Genomic DNA, 18,856 nt, shown 5'->3' on the forward strand with positions numbered 1-18,856 from the left:
CCTGCAGAACCGGCGGTTCGATAAGCACCGCATCGCGGCGCTCAGCTACAGCGTGTGATGGCAACCCCATAACAATCCCCTATCATGCCGCAGTAAGGACCTCAATTTGAGCCGGTCTGACCGCGCGCTGTTCAACCCAGGTTGCGACAAATTTGTCACTTGACTCGTCACTCGGATGGCTAGGCACGCCCTGCGCCGCTTCTTGCCGTCGCATCCACCCCGGACCGTTGATCAGCCCCGGAGGAACCGATCATCCCCACAGCTTTCGGGCTCTCTGCTCCACGCCACAACTTCAAGAGCAGGATGTTCGCCTGGTCCGTCGATCTCCGGTTATCCCAGCCGAACAGGTTTGCAACCAGAACTTGACTCAAGGCGAACGCGCTTGCAAGCGCCAATCTGACTGATCGCAAAGGCATTGTTAGATCAAAATCAGTTGCGAGGCGCCGATTGGAAGCGACTGTTTTGACCTCGATCAAACTCATGAAAGGCATTGCCGATAATATCTTAAACTTCCGTTCAATAGCTGCCAACGCGACGATCCGTTCGCGAACTTTCAGCTCGTCGGGAACCAGATGCAGATCGTTGGTCACGATCATGAAGGCGACCTGCCCCGGCCGCGTCGCCTCATAGAGTTTGGTGACCGCGCTTTCCGCACGTTCCCAGTCGTAGCATTCCGTGATCGAGACCGGAGCGCCATCTTCACTCCAGCGCGGCGCCAGCATTTCGAGCATGGCGACGGGACCGACCGCCTTCAACGGCCCTAATTCTTTCACGACCTCCTCGGCGCGGAAATACGGATGCCAGGGCCGTCGGCTGCCGGGTGCGCCCAGCAGCTGCCGCTTGACAAAATCGCGGATGCGCGCGCGCAGAGTAACGGTTGCCGGCAGCTCCGCAGCGATCGGGGCAATCTCTGCGGGAATCTCGCGATGTCCGAGACGGGCACGGTTGCGAAGATAGGACGCCACCCCCGCCTGCCAATATGGATGGTAGCGCACGGGATGAAGCGGCCCGAAGTGCTGCTTCAGCTCTTTGATGAAGCGTCCCGACGTTTCGATGGTTTCCGCAATCGCAGCCTCCGAGCCGTCACGAGACCTGAAAACGATCGCGGTATCGGCTTGCTGCGCACTGAAGTCGGTCATCCATGACGACATCCGCAGGGCGCCGTCCTTGGCGCTGGTGCCGCCAGACCGCACGAAGTCCAACTCCTGCCTCGTAGGCGCGAGCTCGACGATGAAGAGCTCATCCGTGTTGTCGATGATGTCGAACGATGGCGTTTCGGCCATCGTCGAAATCCACCCGTAATCGCAATAGGTGTCGGCGGGTCCGGGCGGAAGGGTTGGCGCGACCGCAAGGGGAAACAGCAGGAACGCGCGCAACACCAGCGAACTGCTGTCCGGCTTCCAGAAGAACTGGTTGGGATGCGCCGATCGTAGCAGCGCCTGGTCTACCCGGCAGGCCAGCACCGTTGGGTGCAAGGCGCCCAGTGCCAGTGTGACAGCTTCACGGCTCGGCACCACCATGACGCCGCGGCTCCCACGCATTCTCAGGAACTCGTCGCGGACCAATTCCTCGCGGACGCGCACGGAGGAACACAACAACACCTTCTGGCCGGCCTCGAAGCGTTTTGCGATCGATAACAGCGATCCGTCCGTGAGGAGGAAGTCGCCGTTCAGGAAGATGATCCGACGCGCGCTGTCCGCCTGCATCGCGAGATTGACGCCACGTGTGAAAGCAAGCGTGAGCGTGACGGTCGAGATGCCGCCCGGAATGAGATCATCGATCGCCACCAGCCTGAGATTGCAGCTCTCGCGCAGCAGCTCCGTTATCGGGCTGCTCTCGATCGCGGCGAAATCCCGCGCCGAAGTCAGCAGCATCAGCTCGACGGGGCCCCGCCCCGCCAGCGCCGGCAGGTTACGGGGTGACAGCCACGTCGGCAGCGCCCACTCGAGGAACCTGGCGACATGGGCCGCGCCCCAGACCGGGACAATGATCGTAAACGATTTGGTTGTCATCAGCAGACGCCGGCCTCTATGCGCCGCGGATCCGGCGCGAAAGCGTGGTGAGAAACAGATCGCGAAGCAGCATTGGACGCTCGCGCAGGAATAGCCAGCCGAGCGAAACAACCGAACCTAAACGCTGCCCAAGTGCGCCGGCGATGCGGTAGATCAATCGATCGATCGAACTGCGTGCGCAGAATTGAGTAAGGACATCCGCTCCGGCTGGCCCTGACTCGACCACCGCAACCCGCCCGACCGAAAAGCGCCAGCGGCGCTCAAGCAGCTCCGGGTACCAGGGCGGGAACAGCGGATCGGCCGCGATCAGGCGCCGCATGCTCTCGATGGTCTGGCGCGCAACGTCGGCCTGCGAAGTCGCCGATCGCGAATACCCTGCGGGATTGACACGCCAAGTTACAAATACCGCCGGAACATAGACGAAGCCGCTCTTCAGCGCGAGGTGGCGCGCGAGCAGTCCGTCCGTGAACGAACGCGCGGCGGCAGCGAAGCCGCCGGCCTCCCTGACCAGATTGCGCCGGAACAGGGCCGCACCGGTCAAGATCCAATTGTCAGAGCGCCTGAGCAGCTCGACCACTTCGGGCGGCGAGAAAAACCGCTCGGACTGCGACGGCCGCACCGGCGGACGGATTCCGAGGGAACGATCCTCGAGGTCGACGAGCTTCGCCTCGCCGGAGGCAAACGCAGCCTCAGGATGCCGCGCCAGCGCGCCGGTCAGCCGCGCGAACAGCCCGGGTGCGGTGAGATCGTCGGCCGCGCCGAAATAGACGAGCTCGTAGCGAGCCTCGCTCAGACCGCGATTGAGCGCGGCAATGGCTCCGGCATTCTTTTCGTGCCTGACGACCCGGAGCGTGCCGATCTGCTGGCTGAGCTTCGCGAGCACCTCGAGACTGTCGTCGGTCGAGGCATCGTCCACAACGATGATCTCAGCAGGAGGCGGCTGCTGCGACGCCAGAGCACGCACGGCATCCGGGAGATACCGCGCATGATTGTAATTCGGCAGCACCGCGGAGACGTCGAGACGTTCCGCAATGCGCGTCCGCTCCGGCTGAAGAGCCAGTTCCATCGTCACTTCTTGTGAGTGCCGAGTGCAAAAAGATAATGAGCCATCTTGTGATAGCCGGTATGAACCACCTCGTCGTTCATCGAGAACATGAAGACGCTGTGGAAGTACTCTTCCATCAGCTTCTTGAAATCCGGCATCGTCTTGCAGTTGATATGCCCGACCTTGCTCTGCGGCGACGCATAGACCTGCGATTCGAGCGAGGGCATGCCGAAGATCGCCACGCCGTGCGGCCCGAGCGAGCCCAGGGCGTTCTGCAGGAACTGCCGCTCGACCGACGGTTCGATGTGCTCGAGCACGTCGAGAGCGTAGACCGCATCGAACGTGCCAGGAATGGGACCGGACAGCAGATCATGGACCAGGGTGTCCATCGGCCAGTGCTTGTCCATCCGCTCCCGGACATCCTCGATGAACAGCGGGTCGAAATCGGTCGCCGTGATGTGGCCGACGGTCTGCTGCACCAGACGGGTACCGAACGCGTCGGCACACCCGATTTCGAGCACGCGCTGACGTCCCTCGAACATCTTCGAAACGAACTTGTAGCGCGCCAGCGTGAACAGCGTACGGCGCGGATCCTTGTTCCAGGACTCGTTGGCCATCAGCCCGAAGCGGCTGATGCCATGCTCTTCCTTGACGCGAAACAGCAACTCATATTGCGGTTCTTTGGTCTGAGCCTGATCGTTCACGACTGCCTCTCGATTGTTGGCTGTTGCGGATTGCGCCACGTCACTGCGCTTTAAACTGCGCCTCTGCGATCTCGCGGCAGACCTGCGCCATCGAACGGAGCGGGTATTTGACTGTTGTCTGCAGCTTTTCGACCGACAGCGACGTATTGAGAGGGCGCTGCTCCAGGAATGGGATGTCACGCAGACTGCAAGGTTCGACCGTCGCCCTCACGTTTGGATCGACGGCCTGTATGCAGCCAACCAGCAATTTATTCAAGTCGTAGCGGCTGATCGGATCGGGGCCGGCGACATGATAGATCCCCGTGGCGCACTTCTCCATCAGTTCGATCAGGGCCCCTGCGATGTCGTCGACATGCAGCGGCGAGATGATCTGATCGGTCGCGCTGCGCATCAGCTTGCCGTCACAGATATCGTTCACCCACTGCCCGAGTACCGAATGGATGTTGCGGTCGCCGCTCACGACCTTCGATAGGCGGGCAATCAGCCATGGTTCCGAACGACCCTGTAGCCATTGCTCCACCTTGGCCTTTTGCCGTCCGTACTCCGTGTTGGGGCATTGCGGCTCGTCCTCCCGGCGCAGGCCGCGCGTGCCGTCGAACACGTAGTCCGTCGACAAGAACACCGGCGTCAGCCCCGCAGCGATGACCTCCGAGACGAGCCGGATGATGCTGTCGACGTTGATCCGGGCCGTGCCTTCGGGGTCTCGCGCACACTGTTCGGGATTGATCGCGCCGTGCGCCACGATGACGTGGCTGAACTCACCTCGCATCGCCGGCCTCAGGTCGGCAAAACCATGCGTCAGCGCGTCAAAATGATCCAGGCCGCCGCGGGTATTGCGATGGCCTGTCCCGATCGCGCGCTCCGCACCGAGCCGGGCCAGAATGGTCCGGCCGACGAATCCTGATGCACCGACGACGACTGCGCGCATGGATGTGTCCGAGTGTTGAGCGAACATCATTCGAAATAGATGAATTCGTGGTCGCCGGTGTAGCCGGAGCGCTTGAATTCGAAGGCCCATTCCTCGGGCGTGTGGAAGATGCGGCAGGTGAGCTGCCAGTACATCAGGTTCACCTTCTCGCGCTCGTTGCGGTAGCCTTCGACGCAGAGATACTTGGCGCCGCGGCTGACGCGCTCCATCTCGCGCAGGGCGGCATCGAGATCGTAGTTGTAGAGGTTGTGCAGCGTGTTGATCGAGATGACCAGATCGAAGTGCTTGTCGGGGTAGGGCAGCTTGGCCGCGGTGCCGACCTGGCAGAACGGTTTCACGCTCTCCATCGTGTGCTCGATGCCGTAGGAGGAGACGTCGATGCCGGCGACCTCGAGATCCGGGATGGCTTCGCGGAAATCGTGCAGGATGAAGCCCTTGCCGGAGCCGACGTCGAGCACGCGCATGCCGGGCTTGATGCCGTAGGTCGCGATCATCGCATCGGCGACCTTGCGCCAGCGGCCGTCATATTTGTAGCCGCCATAGCCGGTCTCGCGGCTGCCGTCCCAGTAGTCGTAGTCGTACTTGATCGCCATCTCGGCGACATCGGCCTTGTCGCGCTGGGTAACGCGCGCGAGATAGTCGCGCTTGGTCGATTTGTGGACGAGACTGACGAACTCGCGATAGGCCATGAAGATCTCCGGGCGTTACGATGTCGGTTAGTCGGATGTGGCGCCGATGAGGTCGAGCTTTGCGTCGGCCTTGGCGAGCTGCGCGGCGCAACGCTGCGCCCAGGCGCCTGTGTCGGCGAAGGCGCGGCGGGTGGCGCCGAGCGGCAGGAAGTCGTTCAGGATGATGCAGGTCCACTTGACCTGGTAGGCGTCGAGCAGGAGCCGGCAGCGCGCGACGCTGGCCGCGTCCAGTCCGAGGCCGTCCGTGAGCCGGTCGATGAAATGCTCGTGCACCGCCAGCGGCACCGGCACCTCCGGCTGGCAGAAGAAGTCGGAGACGAGCTTGGCCGGGTCGTCGCGGCCGGCATATTCGAAATCGAGGAAGGTGAGCTTATCAGCGTCGTCGATCAGAGCGTTATGGAAGCCGAAATCCGACGGCGACAGGCAGACCTGGTCGGCGGGGATGACGGCCTCCAAGGCAAGCCCTTCGGCCGCGGCGCCGCGCAGAATGGCCGCCTTCACCTCTGCCCAGGCCGGCTGCAGCCGTGCGGTCACGAACTGTCGGGCGTCGGCGACATGGGGCACGTCGGCATCGAGCGTCGCCAGCCGCGCCACCCGGCGCTCGACGGTGGCGAGGTGCTCGGCGAGGGAAAAGCAGGCCTCGGATCCGGCCGCCAGCGCCGGGCGGGGCGGAGCATTCACGGCGAGCACGAAGTCGATCGCGGCATCGACATGAACGGGCGCCAGCTCCGCGACCGTCAGCTTGCGTCCCTCGACGAAGCTGTACAGGCCAGCCTGTTCGGCGCGATCGCAGGCCAGCGGCTCCGGCACGACGCGGACGCCGTGCGACCAGGCATGGCTGATGAAGCTCCATTCGGCGCCGAGCCGGTCGCGGGTGTCGCGAGCGTCGGTGAAGTAGCGCTTGAGGACCAGCGGGCCGTCGGCCGTGTCGAGACGGAAGACCTGGTTGTTGCGGCCGCCGGCCAGCCGCGTCAGTCCCGTAGGGCTGGCCTTGCCGGCCTGCGCGGCGAGGCGCTGGGCGAGCGCCAGCAGGGCGGCGTCGGCGTTGGCCTCAGCCGCGGTCACGGACGACATCCGCCGCGATCTCGGCCCACGAGGCGCGGCGCTCGTAAGGGACGGCCGTGGTCGCGAACTGGTTCTCCGGGTCGAACAGCACCTTGCGCATCCCTTGCGGGAATCCGGTCATGCCCAGGATCTCCGGCAGGTCGTCTACAAAGACCTCGCAGGCCAGCGCATGCGCACGGGCGACCTTCTCGTCCTTGGTCAGCTCGAAGAACACCCGGTCCGGCGCGATCTGGCTGGCGGCCGAGCCCATCAGTCCGCGGTCGGTCAGGAAGCCGCGCGCCGCGGCATGCATGTCGTGCTTCGGGCCGAGAATCGGATGCCTGGTCTTATGACTGACGATGAACAGGTCATGTCCGGCGCGGCGGGCCGCGGCGACGAACTCCGCGAAGCCAGGGTAGGGCGACACCAGGTCCATCCGGGCACCGTAGACATAGCCCTGGAGCTCGGTGAAGTCGTCCTTGCGCCCGGAGCCGTTGAGATGGTCGCGGACGCTGTTCTTGTCGCGGCCGAGGTCGGCCGGGATCAGGCCGCGCTCGAGCGCGGCCGCATGAAACACGCCGTCATAGCAGGCGATCGTGTTGTCGAAGTCGATCCCGATCCGCATGGCCTGGACTTAACGCAGCGACATGTCGATCAGCGGACGGCCGACCTTGCCGGCGGCCAGATCCTGCAGCGCCTGGTCGGCCTGGGCGAGGCTGTAGGGCTTCGACAAGAGATCCCGCACCGGGAAGCGGCCGGAGCTCAGCAGCCGGCCGTAGCGGCCGTAGTCGCGATCCGGAACGCTGTCGCCGCCCCAGGTGCCGAGCAGGCTCTTGCCCTGGTTGAAGACGCCCGGATTCAGCGTGAGCGCCGCGCCATGCTTGGCGTTGCCGATCACGACCGCGCGGCCGCCCTGCTGACGGGTGGAATTGATCGCCTGCTCCATCACGGCCGGAATGCCGGAGGATTCGACCGCGAGATCAACGCCCTGCGGCACGATCTTCTTGATCTCGGCCAGCACGTCGCCGCTCGCGTCGATCACATGCGTCGCACCGTAGATCTGCGCCAGCGCGCGTCGCGTCGGGTTAGGGTCGATGCCGATCACCGGCATCGCGCCGGCCAGCGCGGCGGCCATCAGCGCGTTCAGGCCGATGCCACCGGTGCCGAACACGGCGACGGCGTCGCCGGGCTGCACCTTGAGCACGTTGTAGACCGCGCCCATGCCGGTCGGCGCAGCGCAGCCGAGCAGCACCGCGACATCCATCGGCAGGTCCGGCGGCAGCAGGGTCAGGCGGTTCTCGCTGACGACAGCGTGGCGCTGGAAGGTGGTGACGCCGCCGGCGTTGACCTTCTTGCCATCCCAGTCATACACGGCGCCGCCAGCCTCGATGCCCGTGCCTTTGATCCAGGACAGCACGACCTTGTCGCCGACCTTGACCTTGGTGACCGCGCTGCCGGCCTCGATCACGGTGCCGGTGCCCTCATGGCCGAGGCAATGCGGCACCCATTTGTCCTCGCCCTTGTCGCCGCGCCACTCCATGACCTGGGTGCCGCAGGCGCCGGAATAGGCGATCTCGACCAGGACCTGCCCGGGCTTCAGGGCCGGCGTCTCGATCTCGGCCAGGACGAGCGGCTGGCCGGTCTGGACCAGGAGGGCAGCTTGGGTCTTCATGTGATGTCTCAGCTCAACGCGTGGATGATCTTGTCCGCGATCTGGTGGCCGGTCAGTCCCAGCACCTCGCGGGCATACTCCTGCTCACCGGATTTCTTGAAGAACGCGTCCGGCGTCCCGAAGCGCAGGAACTTCTGGTGCTTCGTCTCGGTATCGGCGAGCCATTCGGAGACGGCGGAGCCGAAGCCGCCGATCAGCGAATGCTCCTCGATGGTCGCGACCAGCTTGAAGCGGCTGAAGGCCTGCTTGAGCTTGTCCTCATCCAGCGGCTTCACGGTGTGGAAGCTGACGACCTCGGCGGAGATGCCCTTCTCCTTCAATCTGTGTGCGGCTTCAATGACTTCCGGCAGCATGTTGCCGGTGGAGAGCAGGCAGACGTCGGAGCCTTCCTCGATCGTGATCGCCTTGCCGATCTTGAAATCCGTGATGGGGCCCTTGTGAACGACCGGCTCACCCTTCTTGCCCATGCGGATGTAGACCGGACGATCCTGCTGCATCGCCGCGCGCAAGGCACCACGCACCTCGAAGGCATCGCCCGGGCAGATCACGACCATGTTCGGGATCGAGCGCAGGAACGAGATGTCCTCGCAGGCGTGGTGGGTCGGGCCGAGGCCGGAATAGGCGAGGCCGGCGCCGACCGCGACGATGGTCACGGGGACTTCGTGATAGCAGACGTCGGTGCGGATCTGCTCCAGGCAGCGCGTCGTCACGAACGGCGTGATGGTGTAGGCGACCGGGCGCAGGCCGTTCATGGCCATGCCGGCGGCGACGCCCATCATGTTGGCCTCGGCGACGCCGCAGTTGAAGAAGCGGCTCGGATGCTTGTCCTTGAACTTGTCGAACAGGCGGTTGCCGATGTCGCCCGAGAGCATGACGACGCGGCTGTCCTCGTTACCGAGCTTGGTCAGTTCGTCAGCGAACGCGTTTCTCATGACAGGCCGAGCTCCTTGAACGCCTTCGTCACTTCGTCTGCGGTGGGGGCGCGATAATGCCAGTTGTTGTCGTCTTCCATGAACGACACGCCCTTGCCCTTTACGGTGTGGGCGATCAGCGCCACCGGCTTGCCCGAGCCGTTCGGGATGTTCTGCATGGCTTCCGCCAGCGCGCCGACGTCATGGCCGTCGATCTCGTGGGCGTCCCAGCCGAAGGCGGCCCATTTGTCGCGCAGCGGCGCCAGCATCAGGGTTTCGTTGGAGCGCGCGGTCGCCTGCCACTTGTTGTAGTCGACGACGACGCAGACGTTCTCCAGCTTCTGGGCGGCGGCGAACATCGCGGCCTCCCAAACCGAGCCCTCATTGTTCTCGCCGTCCGAGAGAAGGGCGAACACGCGAAAACTCTCGCCCTTGATTCGACCGGCAAGCGCCATGCCGCAGCCGAGCGGCAGCCCGTGGCCGAGCGAGCCGGTCGCAGCCTCGACGCCGGGCAGCAGGTTCGCCGGCGGATGCTCGGCGAGACGGCCGCCGTCCTGGCAGTAGGTGTCGAGTTCCTCGATCGGGAAGTAGCCCTTCATCGCCAAGGTCGCGAACAGCGCTGCGGCGGCGTGGCCCTTGGAGAGGATGAAGCGGTCGCGCAGCGGATCGGTCGGGTTTTTCGGGTCGATATTGAGCACATGCCAATAGGCTGCGGTCATCGCATCGGCGCAGGACAGCGACGAGGCCAAGTGTGCGGCCTGGGCCTTGTGCGACATCTCGATGATCTTGCCGCGCAGCTTCGCCGCCTGCGCCTTCAGGGCGGCTGCGTCAGGCTTGGCCGCTGTGCTCCGGACTGCCACGTTCATCGTGCTCTCCAGTCGCGCTTCACCGGGAAGCGCAGGGGTCGATCAGGGTTTATGTTCGTACTTGGTCGGCAGCTTGGCCATGACATCCTCGAAGCGCCGCGCCCAGGCGATGACGTCGTCGATGCCCTGTTCCAGCGAGAAGGTGTCGCGCCAGCCGAGCTCGGTGCGCAGCTTGAAGCTGTCGAGCGTATACGCCGTGTCCTTGCCCGGACGCTCCGGGCCGATCTCGACGCAGTCCTCGAACGACTTGCCGAGACGGGCCAGGATCATCTCGACCAGGGTGCGGATCGAGACCAGCTCGTAGCCGGAGATGTGGTAGGTCTCGCCGAGCTTGCCGCTGCGGCCAATCTTCACGGTCGCATCCGACACGTCGGTCATGTGGATGAAGACGCGGATCGACTTGCCGCCGCCGTCCAGCCGGAGCTTCTGCCCGGTCATCGCGGCCACGATGGTGCGCGGCACGATGCGGTAGAGCTGCTGACCCGGACCGTACACGTTGGCGGCGCGCGTGAAGACCACCGGGAACTGGTAGTTGGCGAAATAGGTCCGCAGGCTCATGTCGCCGGCGGCGCGCGACACCGCGTAGGGCGTCGACGGGTTGAACGGCGCATCCTCGCGCACCCAGCCCTCGGTCGAGCCGTAGACCTCCGGCGTCGTCACATGGACGTAGCGGTCGAGGCCGTCATAGTTGCGCAGGATGTCGTGCAGCCGGACGGCGGAGACGACGTTGGTCATCATCCAATGGTCCGGGTACAGCCAGCTCTCGCCGACCATGCTCTGGGCCGCGAAATTCACGACGTGGGTCGGCCGCTCGGCTGCCAGCAGCGCCTTCAGCGCATCGAGATCGTGGTTGAGGTCGACGCGCTGGAAGCGGACCTTGCCGGCCCGCTTCTGCCATTTGTACGGCAGGAACGCGTCATGCGGCTCGTCCGAGCGGCTGGTCGCGATCACGTCGTGACCGGCCGCAGCCAGGAAGTCGACGAAGGTTGCGCCCGAAAACGAGTTCGAGCCGAGGATCAGGTACTTTTCGTTCGCAGCCATCGTCCTTGCCCGTCAGACCTCGCGCGTCGTGATGATGTCGCCGCGCTGGGCGTACAGCCACTGCATGATCATGTGGCCGATCACCATCTGCGCGTCCTCGGCGATCTGCATGTCGTCGACCGCGAAATGGATCGGCACGTCGGCGAGCGCCTTGGCCTTGCCGCCGGAGAAGCCCAGCACGGCATAGCTGGTCATGCCGATCTTCTTGCCCTCTTCGAGCGCCTTCAGGATGTTCGGCGAGTTGCCGGAGCCGGAGAAGGTGATCAGCACGTCGCCCTTGCGCGCGAGCACCGCAAGTTGCAGCGAGAACACCTGGTCGTAGCCTTCGTCGTTGGCGAGGCAGGTGATCACGGACGGGTTCGACGACAGCGAGTGCACGCGCAGGCCCGAGCCGGGCGTCTTCGACAGCGCGTAGAGGAAATCGTTGGCGAGGTGGTTGGCGTTGCCGCCACTGCCGCCATTGCCGCAGAAGAACACCTGGCGGCCGGTCTGCCAGCAATCGCGCAGATCATAGGCGAGCTTCTCGACCGGGCTCCAGTCGAAATCCTTCAGCACGGTGCTGAAGCGGCTGGTGTAGTCGGCGAACAGGCTGCCGGGGGTCTTGAAGGCCAGGACGTTCATTTCACGACCTCCTTCTCCATCCATTTCAGATTGTACCAGCGGTCGTCGTTCTTGAGCTGGCCTTGCGAGTACATGCCGATGATTTCCTTGATCGCGTCCTCCACCGTCTTCTTCGGCCGGAAGCCGGTCGCGAGCAGGCGATCGGAGTTGACGCGATAGCTGCGCGGGTCGTTCGAGGGCGTCACGATGACCTCGGCCGGCACGTGCTTGGTGACGAGCCTGGCGATGTCGAGGATCGAGATGTTCTCGAAGCCGGCATTGTAGATCCCGGTGTGCTCAGGATGATCGAGCAGGAAGAGATAGAGATCGGTGATGTCGTCGATGTGAATGTTCGGGCGAGTCTGGTCGCCGCCGAACACGGTGATGCGGCCGTTCATCAGCGCCTGCATCGTCAGCATGTTGACGGAGACGTCGAGCCGCTGGCGCGGAGAGTAGCCGCAGACGGTCGCGGGGCGCACGATCTGCACCACCATGTCGTCCTTGTAGGACAGCACGATGCGCTCGCCGCACATCTTGGTCTTGTTGTACTCGGAGATCGGCAGCAGCTCGAGATCCTCGGTGACCTGCTCCTCTTCCTTGACGCCGTAGACGCTGCCGGAGGAGGCGTAGATGAAGCGCTTGATCCCGTGGCGATAGGCGCGATCGGCGAGCTGCATCGTGGCGAGGCAGGAGATCTCCCAGGTCAGCTTCGGGTCGAGATCGCCGCAGGGATCATTGGCGACGCTGGAGAGATGAATGATGGCGTCGACCCCGGTCAGGTCGATGGCGTCGGGATTGCGGACGTCGCCCTGGACGACGGTGAGATCCGGATGCGGCTCGAGGAAGTTGCCGAACCACATGATGTCGAATGCAACGACCTTGTGGCCGGCCTTCAAGAGCTTCGGCACGAGCACGCTGCCCTTGTAGCCGCACGCTCCGGTCACGAATATCTTCATCTGAGCAATCCCCGTGGCTCGCCTGTCGTGTCGCCGGCTGGCGCGTCGCGCGCACCTTTATACAAATTGGCAGAAGAAGGTGACCAGCCCGGCGGCGAAACCCGCCCGTCAAGCGTCCCCGCCACGGCGTGGTTCGTGATTAAACTCCAAATGGGCCCGGCGCAAGCTTTCCGGGTTGCCGATGTCCCGATGATAACCGCTGGTTTCCACGCAGAAAATGCGTCCCAAATAGTTGGGGATGATTTCCGTGGAGAGATCGACGATCGGCTTTCCCAGCGCGGCGATGTCGCCGATGACGGCGGGATCGAATACATAGACCGCGCCATTGGCGAGGTTCCCGGGCGGATTCTTGACCTTTTCATGGAAGGCGAGCACGCGGTTCTGGCTGTCCAGCTCGAGAATGCCGCAAGACCGCGGATCGTCGGTCCGGAACGCCAGCATGGTCATGACGCAGCCGGCCGGCCGGCCGCGATGAGCCGCAATCAGGCCGGCGACGTCGAAATCCGTGAGGTTGTCGGCATGAGCCACGAGGAACGGCTGCCCGCCAAACCAAGCCCGATTCGCCAGCACGGTACCGCCCGTGCCCAGCAATGCATCCTCATGAACAAGGTCGATGCGGGAGCGCCAGGGTGAGTTTTTCACGTGCGCGCGCACCTGCTCCGCCAGCCAATGCGTATTGAGTAGCGCGCGCTCGACACCGCCTTCGAATACGAGATCGAGCCAATAGTCCAGCAGCGGCCGATCATGCACCCTGACCAGACACTTCGGCGTGGTGTCGGTCAGCGGTCGCAGTCGGCTGCCGATTCCGGCCGCAAGCAGGAGGGCACGCATCAGCACATTCCCTCACTCTTGACTGAAACCGGTCTCGTCGATTTCGTTGACCAGTTCCGCTGTCGTCAGCGGCAGATTGCCAACGCGGGAGACCTGCAAAGCAGCGGCCAGCGAGCCGAGATATGAGGCCTGCCAGATGTCCGAACCGGCCCGCAGCGCCATCGACGAGGCCATGAAGAAGCTGTCACCTGCCCCGGAGACATCCTTGGGCGAGGGATTGAATGCCGGCAGGCGGTCGTAATGCAGCACACCGTCGACCATCGTGTTGACCAGGACGCCTTCGGCGCCGAGGGTGATGACGAGATTGGTCGTGCACGCCCGCTGCGTCAGCCGATCGCTGATCACCGCAAGGCCGGAGGTGAAGTCGTTGAGCGCGACGCGCGCCTCGCGCTCGGTCGGGGTCAGCAGCGTCATATTCCGGAAACGCGAGACATCCCCGGTCTGCGAGGAGACCTGGCTGTCTGCAGCCATCATGACTCCCTTAGCTCTCGCGCGATCGGCGACGGCATCGACCAGGTCCTGTGGCAGACAGCCGTAGTTGAAGCAGGAGAACAGCAAGAGATCGCACGTCTTGAGAGCGCGCTCGACCGAAGACAGCATCTGACGCTGGATTTCGGCATCGGCCGCATGCTGGCGCAGATGATTGACCCGCAGCAGCGTCTTGTTGAGCGCGCGGAAGCGCTGCTTGCGGGTAGTCGGCCGTGTGGAATCGACGAATGGATTGAAGATGACGCCGTGCTGCTCGAGCGTTGAGCGGGCGAAACGGGATGACTCGTCATCGCCAACCAACGTAAAGAAGTTGACGTCCGCACCGAGACCGTGTGCGTGAGCTGCGACCGCGCCGGCGCCACCCACGAAGGTGCGCGTCATAAGCGGCGTGACCACGATGGTCGGATCCTCCTGCGACATGCCAACCGCGTCGCAGGTGACATATTCGTCCACGATCAGGTCGCCGATCACGGCGACCCGCATGCCCGCGAGCTTGTTAAGCTGCCCCTTGAGCTGCGAGATCTCGAAGCCGTGACGCTTGGGGAATTCGAGCGGCTTGCGGACCGTCGAGATATCGACATTGGCATCGCGCTCCAGCAGCGACAGCGATGCGAACCGCAACTCGCCCGAGGAAAAGATCAGGCGCCCGCCATAGGAATCGACCGCCGCCTGTTCCGGATTGTCCCGGTCCTCGAACTCCTTGCCCTTGACCACGACGGTGGGCCTGAGGTGTGCAATGAAATCCGACGGGCTCGTTTCGAGTCGCACGACATGGTGCACGAAGGAGATCGGCCGCACATTATCGAGCCGCATGTCCTGCGGCAGGTTGACTCCCGGCGTCGCGTCCGGATTGACGCCGACGACGAGCACGTCGGCCCGCTCGGCGGCGAATTTCAACAGCCGCAGGTGGCCGGGATGGACGACATTGAAGTTGCCAGACACGAACACAATGGTCTGCTTCGGCTCGCATGATGCGCGAATCGCCTGGCAAACCTGGTCCGTAGGCACTCGATCGATCGATTGGTCCAAGGAACCCGCCTCCACCTGACGGCATACAAACGCCGTCAATCACGTCCCGGCCGGCGTTTTACCCTAACAATATCACCGACCATAAGCCCCGAATAACCCAACTCTGCGGCGGAGAGAAGCGAGATCGGAAGAATCAAGGATTTAAGAACGCATTCTTCCGATATCTCGTGCTTGATGGCGCCGATCGCATCGTACTCGCCACGGACCAAGCGGTTGTTCGGATCGAACGTCCAGACAACCGAGCTGTTCAGCACCACGTAGTCGTTGAACGGAGTGCTGCCAAACGTCAAACCGAGCGCCTTTTCCTGTCTAACGGTCAGCGCATGGGTGATGGCTTCGCCCGGCGCCAGGTAGGTCCGGCCCCGGCAGGGTCGCATACGCCGTCGCGCCATGGTGCGATTCGGAAATCGAAATACCGGCCAGCGCGCATGACAGCAACCGTCGCGCGCACCTTTTCCTACGCACCATACCGTTCATTCCGGGCCCGCACCGGACTTGGTCCGGAGTTCAAGAACGTCCGCAGCTCGGTTTCCCCCGCTGACGTCAACAGCACCAGTGAAGGACGCCGCGCACGTCGAAAGGGCCGAAATCGCGTAAAATCAATAACATGACCGCCAGTTGCCCGACAATAGGATATGCCATATAGAGCGCGGGCTAACGAGAGCTAAGAGCGCTGCAGGAATGATGACGGCAGGTTTAGACCGACAAGTTGATGCGGCGCGCGTCGAGCAGCCGAAGCAGGACGGAACACCCGTCGTCGTTTACTTCGGCACCGGCCGCTCCCGAGGCAAGGCAGCGATCGCGGACATTTTCGCGGGCTTGCATCAGTGGCGGCTGTGGGTCTCGCTTGCCTCGCTCGACGTCAAGCAGCGGTATCGGCGCGCCGTGCTCGGCCCGTTCTGGATCACGATCAGCATGTCGATCCTGGTGCTGACGCTCGGCACCGTCTACGCGGGCCTGTTCAAGCAGGATGTCCACTCGTTCCTGCCTTATGTCGCAGCCGGCTTCATCGTGTGGAACTTCTGCACGGGAACAATCAACGAGAGCACGCTTGCCTTCGTGCAGGCGGACGGGCTGATCAAGCAAGGCGGGCTGCCGCTCTCATTGCACATTTTTCGGACCATCTTCCGCAATTTCATCATCAATGCGCACAACCTTGCAGTCATGGTGCTGCTGTACATCTGGCAGCCCACACTGTTGAACTGGCATCTGGTGCTGCTAGTGCCGGGTCTGCTGCTTATGCTGGCCAATTTCGCCTGGCTCTCGATTGTCATTGGCGTCTTCTGCACCCGCTTCCGCGACCTGCCGCCGATCATCGCCAACATTCTGCAGATTCTATTCTTCGTCACCCCGGTGATGTACCGACCTGAAACACTGCCCCAACACCTGTCGTGGTTCGTCAATCTGAACCCCTTCTACTACCTGATGGAGGTCGTCCGAAACCCTCTTCTGGGCAATGCTCCTCCTCCTGCGGCCTATCTGGTGCTCGTCTTCTGCGCGATCGGCGGCTCGTTGCTGACCTTCTGGTTCTTCGGCAGGACACGCCAACGCATCGCCTATTGGCTGTAACTGGACTGGCGAACCGGCGGCTTCCCTTGAGGCGAGGGTAAGGTTCGAGGTCGCGGCCTCACCGGAAAAGTGGAATTGCCGATGCTCCTAAGCTTCCGAAGTTCAGCTAGGAGCCAGTCAGGAATACGTACGAACTTCGAAAACCGGAGCACCAGAGTGACGTCTATGGCTACACTCCCGATACAACGCAGGCGGTTGAGCTCGGTCAAGTTCGAACATGTCCACATCGAATTTCCGATCTATACGGCGCACGGTCGATCGATCAAGCGTTCGATGCTGCAATACACGACCGGTGGCCGCATCGGCGTCGGCTCAGATCAGAGGGTCGTGGTGTCGTCCCTCAATGATGTCACGCTCACCGCAGAACACGGCGAGCGCATCGGCCTGATCGGGCACAACGGCGCCGGCAAATCGACCATGCTGCGCGCGGTCTCGGGCGTCTACGAGCCGGTGCGAGGCTCCATCACTGTATGCGGCCGCGTGGCATCGCTGATCGATCTGACGCTCGGCATGGACTTGGAAGCCAGCGGATACGAGAATATCCGTATCCGTTGCATGCTGCTTGGCCTCAAGCGCGACGAGGTCGACCTTCATATCGACGACATCGCAGAACATACCGAACTAGGTGACTTCCTGGAAATGCCAGTCCGTACCTATTCGAGCGGTATGGTGCTGAGGCTCGCCTTCGCAATCTCGACCTCGATCACGCCGGACATTCTACTGATGGACGAGTGGATCGGCGCGGGAGATGCGTCATTCATCAAAAAGGCCCAGGCGCGCCTGCAAGGCCTGCTCGGCCGCACCGGCATCCTGTTCATCGCGTCCCATTCGGAGGACATCGTCAAAAGCAACTGCACCCGCGCGATCTGGCTCGAAAAGGGTGCCGTTCGCGCCGACGGCAAGCCGGAACATGTCTGGCGCGACTATCAGGCGTGGAGTTCGGCTCCCGCCTGAGATTTACAGACTCGTGCCTCGAATTCAGGCAAGCCCGATTGGTCTTGGTGGATTCCGAACGCATTGCTGTGAACTGAACTTGGTAGAACGGTAGAACTCGCTTAAATAACTACTTTCGTACCATCCACCTAATCGGGCGATACCCTTACGTGCGCGCGGTTGGCGGGCTTGTTTGAGAGCGCATAGAACGATGATTGGGCGATCTGCGAATCGACTTGGAATTCGCTCACACCGCAGCTTTAATTCACCCATTCGGCGATTGAAAAATTGGTTGTTCCCCCCGAGCAAAGGTCGATTTCAGGATCAATCTAGTTGGGTCGGATAACGTCAAGACATCACAATCTGACTGGCTGAAATAGCCAAGTTCAGACATTTGACCGATGCTGGGCTGGCGATCCTGGTCGATGATCGTTCCCTGGAAGGCGATCGTAGTGAAAAAAGAGACATCGCCATTGCGGTATTTGACAAGGAACTCGGGGCCGCCAAAGACCCCTATCAAGCTCTCGATCGCGACAAAAAAGCCAGTTTCCTCAAAACACTCACGAACAGCCGCATCGGCTGGCTGCTCCCCCGGCCAGATAGCTCCTCCGGGAAGCGTCCACAAGCCCATTTCAGCATCTTTCCCTAGCAGGACACATCCTCGTTCGTCGAGAATTGACACAGAAACGACGGGCAACAGAACATGATCGTGCCCGACATGCGCACGCAGACCTTTCAAATACGTTGATATAGGCATCGCGCGGACCACCCAGGGCCAAAGTTGCTAAGACAAGGGCTTGTCGTATACCTCGTAAAGGAAACGGGTATGGTAATCGCCCTTTTGCAAGTCTTTTCTACAATAGCAGTCATTTTCGGCCGGAGCTATCCGTTCTCGATGACCGAGAGACTACATTGATTGGCGATGCGAACAGGTGCCTCACCAGCTGGGGTGGACGCTTTGCGGGGTGTGACGCTTCAAAAACCCCAGCCCTCCGGTGGAGAAGTAGCGCATCACCGCGGCAGCTCTGATGCGGCGACCCGCGGCGGCGCCGGCAGATTTGCATGATGATCCGGATCCCCTCCGGCACACGGATGTGGCCCGCAAGCGGTCACAGGTCGTGGTCGAGTAGCTCAGCCATTTGGCTTCGCCCTCACAGATCCGGGCATGCGGCTTTCCCGCACCTGGCTCTTCCCGGAAGTTACCCGCATCAGGCGCCTCGTGGCGTCCAGGGTTGAGTGATGCGCGAAAGCGGTAGGGCAGACGCGCGGTCACCTCCTCGAACCAGTCCCAACCCATGCGGCGGTTCTTCTGGCTGCGCCGTTTCAGGCACATGAACCAGATTCGCCGGATGTCTTGCCGGAAGGCGTTGAGCGACCGCCAGTTGTGCGGCGTGCCGAAGTAGGTGTAGTGGCCGCGCAGAACGCTGGTGAGCCAGCGGTGCTGATGAGCCAAGGACTGATGCATGCGTCGCCGCGCCTCCTGCCGGATCCGTCGTCAGCTTGCGCGTGAGGCGCGTGCTCTGCGTCTTGTGCCTTA

Annotated in this window: 20 protein-coding genes; 2 read left to right on the top strand and 18 right to left on the bottom strand. The window is 62.8% G+C overall.

What is annotated here, in order from left to right; all coding sequences use genetic code 11:
* Positions 1-179: 179 nt before the first annotated feature.
* The 16 genes from QX094_RS01930 to QX094_RS02005 all read right to left on the bottom strand — a co-directional run bounded on the left by QX094_RS01930 (position 180) and on the right by QX094_RS02005 (position 15,209).
* Positions 180-2,012, bottom strand: coding sequence for a hypothetical protein (locus tag QX094_RS01930; protein ID WP_316187591.1), 1,833 nt, complete (start codon positions 2,010-2,012; stop codon positions 180-182).
* A gap of 16 nt (positions 2,013-2,028) precedes the next feature.
* Positions 2,029-3,078 (bottom strand): glycosyltransferase family 2 protein, encoded by a 1,050-nt coding sequence (locus tag QX094_RS01935; protein WP_316187592.1) that lies wholly within the window; start codon positions 3,076-3,078, stop codon positions 2,029-2,031.
* A gap of 2 nt (positions 3,079-3,080) precedes the next feature.
* A complete protein-coding gene (locus QX094_RS01940; protein ID WP_316187593.1) occupies positions 3,081-3,761 on the bottom strand; it encodes a class I SAM-dependent methyltransferase in 681 nt (226 codons plus the stop codon).
* Positions 3,762-3,801: 40 nt separating this feature from the next.
* Positions 3,802-4,689, bottom strand: coding sequence for an SDR family oxidoreductase (locus QX094_RS01945; RefSeq protein ID WP_316187594.1), 888 nt, complete (start codon positions 4,687-4,689; stop codon positions 3,802-3,804).
* 26 nt (positions 4,690-4,715) lie between these two features.
* Positions 4,716-5,378 (bottom strand): class I SAM-dependent methyltransferase, encoded by a 663-nt coding sequence (locus QX094_RS01950; protein WP_316187595.1) that lies wholly within the window; start codon positions 5,376-5,378, stop codon positions 4,716-4,718.
* Positions 5,379-5,405: 27 nt separating this feature from the next.
* Positions 5,406-6,443, bottom strand: coding sequence for an aminoglycoside phosphotransferase family protein (locus tag QX094_RS01955; RefSeq protein ID WP_316187596.1), 1,038 nt, complete (start codon positions 6,441-6,443; stop codon positions 5,406-5,408).
* A complete protein-coding gene (locus QX094_RS01960) occupies positions 6,430-7,047 on the bottom strand; it encodes a hypothetical protein (protein WP_315828210.1) in 618 nt (205 codons plus the stop codon). Before QX094_RS01960 ends, QX094_RS01955 begins: the two co-directional genes overlap by 14 nt.
* A 9-nt stretch (positions 7,048-7,056) precedes the next feature.
* On the bottom strand, positions 7,057-8,094 hold the full coding sequence (locus QX094_RS01965) for a zinc-binding dehydrogenase (RefSeq protein WP_315753230.1): 1,038 nt from the start codon (positions 8,092-8,094) through the stop codon (positions 7,057-7,059).
* An 8-nt stretch (positions 8,095-8,102) separates the two neighbouring features.
* A complete protein-coding gene (locus QX094_RS01970) occupies positions 8,103-9,026 on the bottom strand; it encodes a transketolase family protein (protein ID WP_315738900.1) in 924 nt (307 codons plus the stop codon).
* Positions 9,023-9,871: a transketolase gene (locus QX094_RS01975; RefSeq protein ID WP_315712801.1), complete on the bottom strand. Its 849-nt coding sequence runs from the start codon at positions 9,869-9,871 to the stop codon at positions 9,023-9,025. The genes QX094_RS01970 and QX094_RS01975 overlap by 4 nt, the downstream gene beginning before the upstream one ends.
* Positions 9,872-9,913: 42 nt before the next feature.
* A complete protein-coding gene (locus QX094_RS01980; protein WP_316187597.1) occupies positions 9,914-10,912 on the bottom strand; it encodes an NAD-dependent epimerase/dehydratase family protein in 999 nt (332 codons plus the stop codon).
* 12 nt (positions 10,913-10,924) lie between these two features.
* On the bottom strand, positions 10,925-11,533 hold the full coding sequence (locus tag QX094_RS01985) for an SIS domain-containing protein (RefSeq protein ID WP_315712798.1): 609 nt from the start codon (positions 11,531-11,533) through the stop codon (positions 10,925-10,927).
* Entirely contained in the window at positions 11,530-12,468 is a 939-nt protein-coding gene (locus tag QX094_RS01990) for an SDR family oxidoreductase (RefSeq protein WP_315712796.1), read from the bottom strand. The genes QX094_RS01985 and QX094_RS01990 overlap by 4 nt, the downstream gene beginning before the upstream one ends.
* Positions 12,469-12,576: 108 nt before the next feature.
* Positions 12,577-13,299: a nucleotidyltransferase family protein gene (locus QX094_RS01995; RefSeq protein ID WP_316187598.1), complete on the bottom strand. Its 723-nt coding sequence runs from the start codon at positions 13,297-13,299 to the stop codon at positions 12,577-12,579.
* Between the two features lie 12 nt (positions 13,300-13,311).
* A complete protein-coding gene (locus tag QX094_RS02000; RefSeq protein WP_316187599.1) occupies positions 13,312-14,817 on the bottom strand; it encodes a PfkB family carbohydrate kinase in 1,506 nt (501 codons plus the stop codon).
* Between the two features lie 35 nt (positions 14,818-14,852).
* Entirely contained in the window at positions 14,853-15,209 is a 357-nt protein-coding gene (locus QX094_RS02005) for a hypothetical protein (RefSeq protein WP_316187600.1), read from the bottom strand.
* 289 nt (positions 15,210-15,498) lie between these two features.
* Here QX094_RS02005 and QX094_RS02010 point away from each other — a divergent pair, with 289 nt between their 5' ends.
* Both QX094_RS02010 and QX094_RS02015 read left to right on the top strand, forming a co-directional pair.
* Positions 15,499-16,386, top strand: a complete 888-nt coding sequence (locus tag QX094_RS02010; protein WP_316187601.1) for an ABC transporter permease — start codon at positions 15,499-15,501, stop codon at positions 16,384-16,386.
* Between the two features lie 195 nt (positions 16,387-16,581).
* Entirely contained in the window at positions 16,582-17,340 is a 759-nt protein-coding gene (locus QX094_RS02015; protein WP_316187602.1) for an ABC transporter ATP-binding protein, read from the top strand.
* 244 nt (positions 17,341-17,584) lie between these two features.
* Here the strand turns inward: QX094_RS02015 and QX094_RS02020 are convergent, their stop codons facing one another.
* Together QX094_RS02020 and QX094_RS02025 are read right to left on the bottom strand one after the other, a co-directional pair.
* The gene (locus QX094_RS02020) at positions 17,585-18,076 is read right to left on the bottom strand and encodes an NUDIX domain-containing protein (RefSeq protein WP_316187603.1); all 492 of its coding nucleotides are present in this window, start codon (positions 18,074-18,076) and stop codon (positions 17,585-17,587) included.
* Between the two features lie 180 nt (positions 18,077-18,256).
* The gene (locus QX094_RS02025) at positions 18,257-18,784 is read right to left on the bottom strand and encodes a hypothetical protein (RefSeq protein WP_316187604.1); all 528 of its coding nucleotides are present in this window, start codon (positions 18,782-18,784) and stop codon (positions 18,257-18,259) included.
* Positions 18,785-18,856: the final 72 nt, after the last annotated feature.

Source organism: Bradyrhizobium sp. SZCCHNS1050 (assembly GCF_032484785.1).
GTDB lineage: Bacteria > Pseudomonadota > Alphaproteobacteria > Rhizobiales > Xanthobacteraceae > Bradyrhizobium.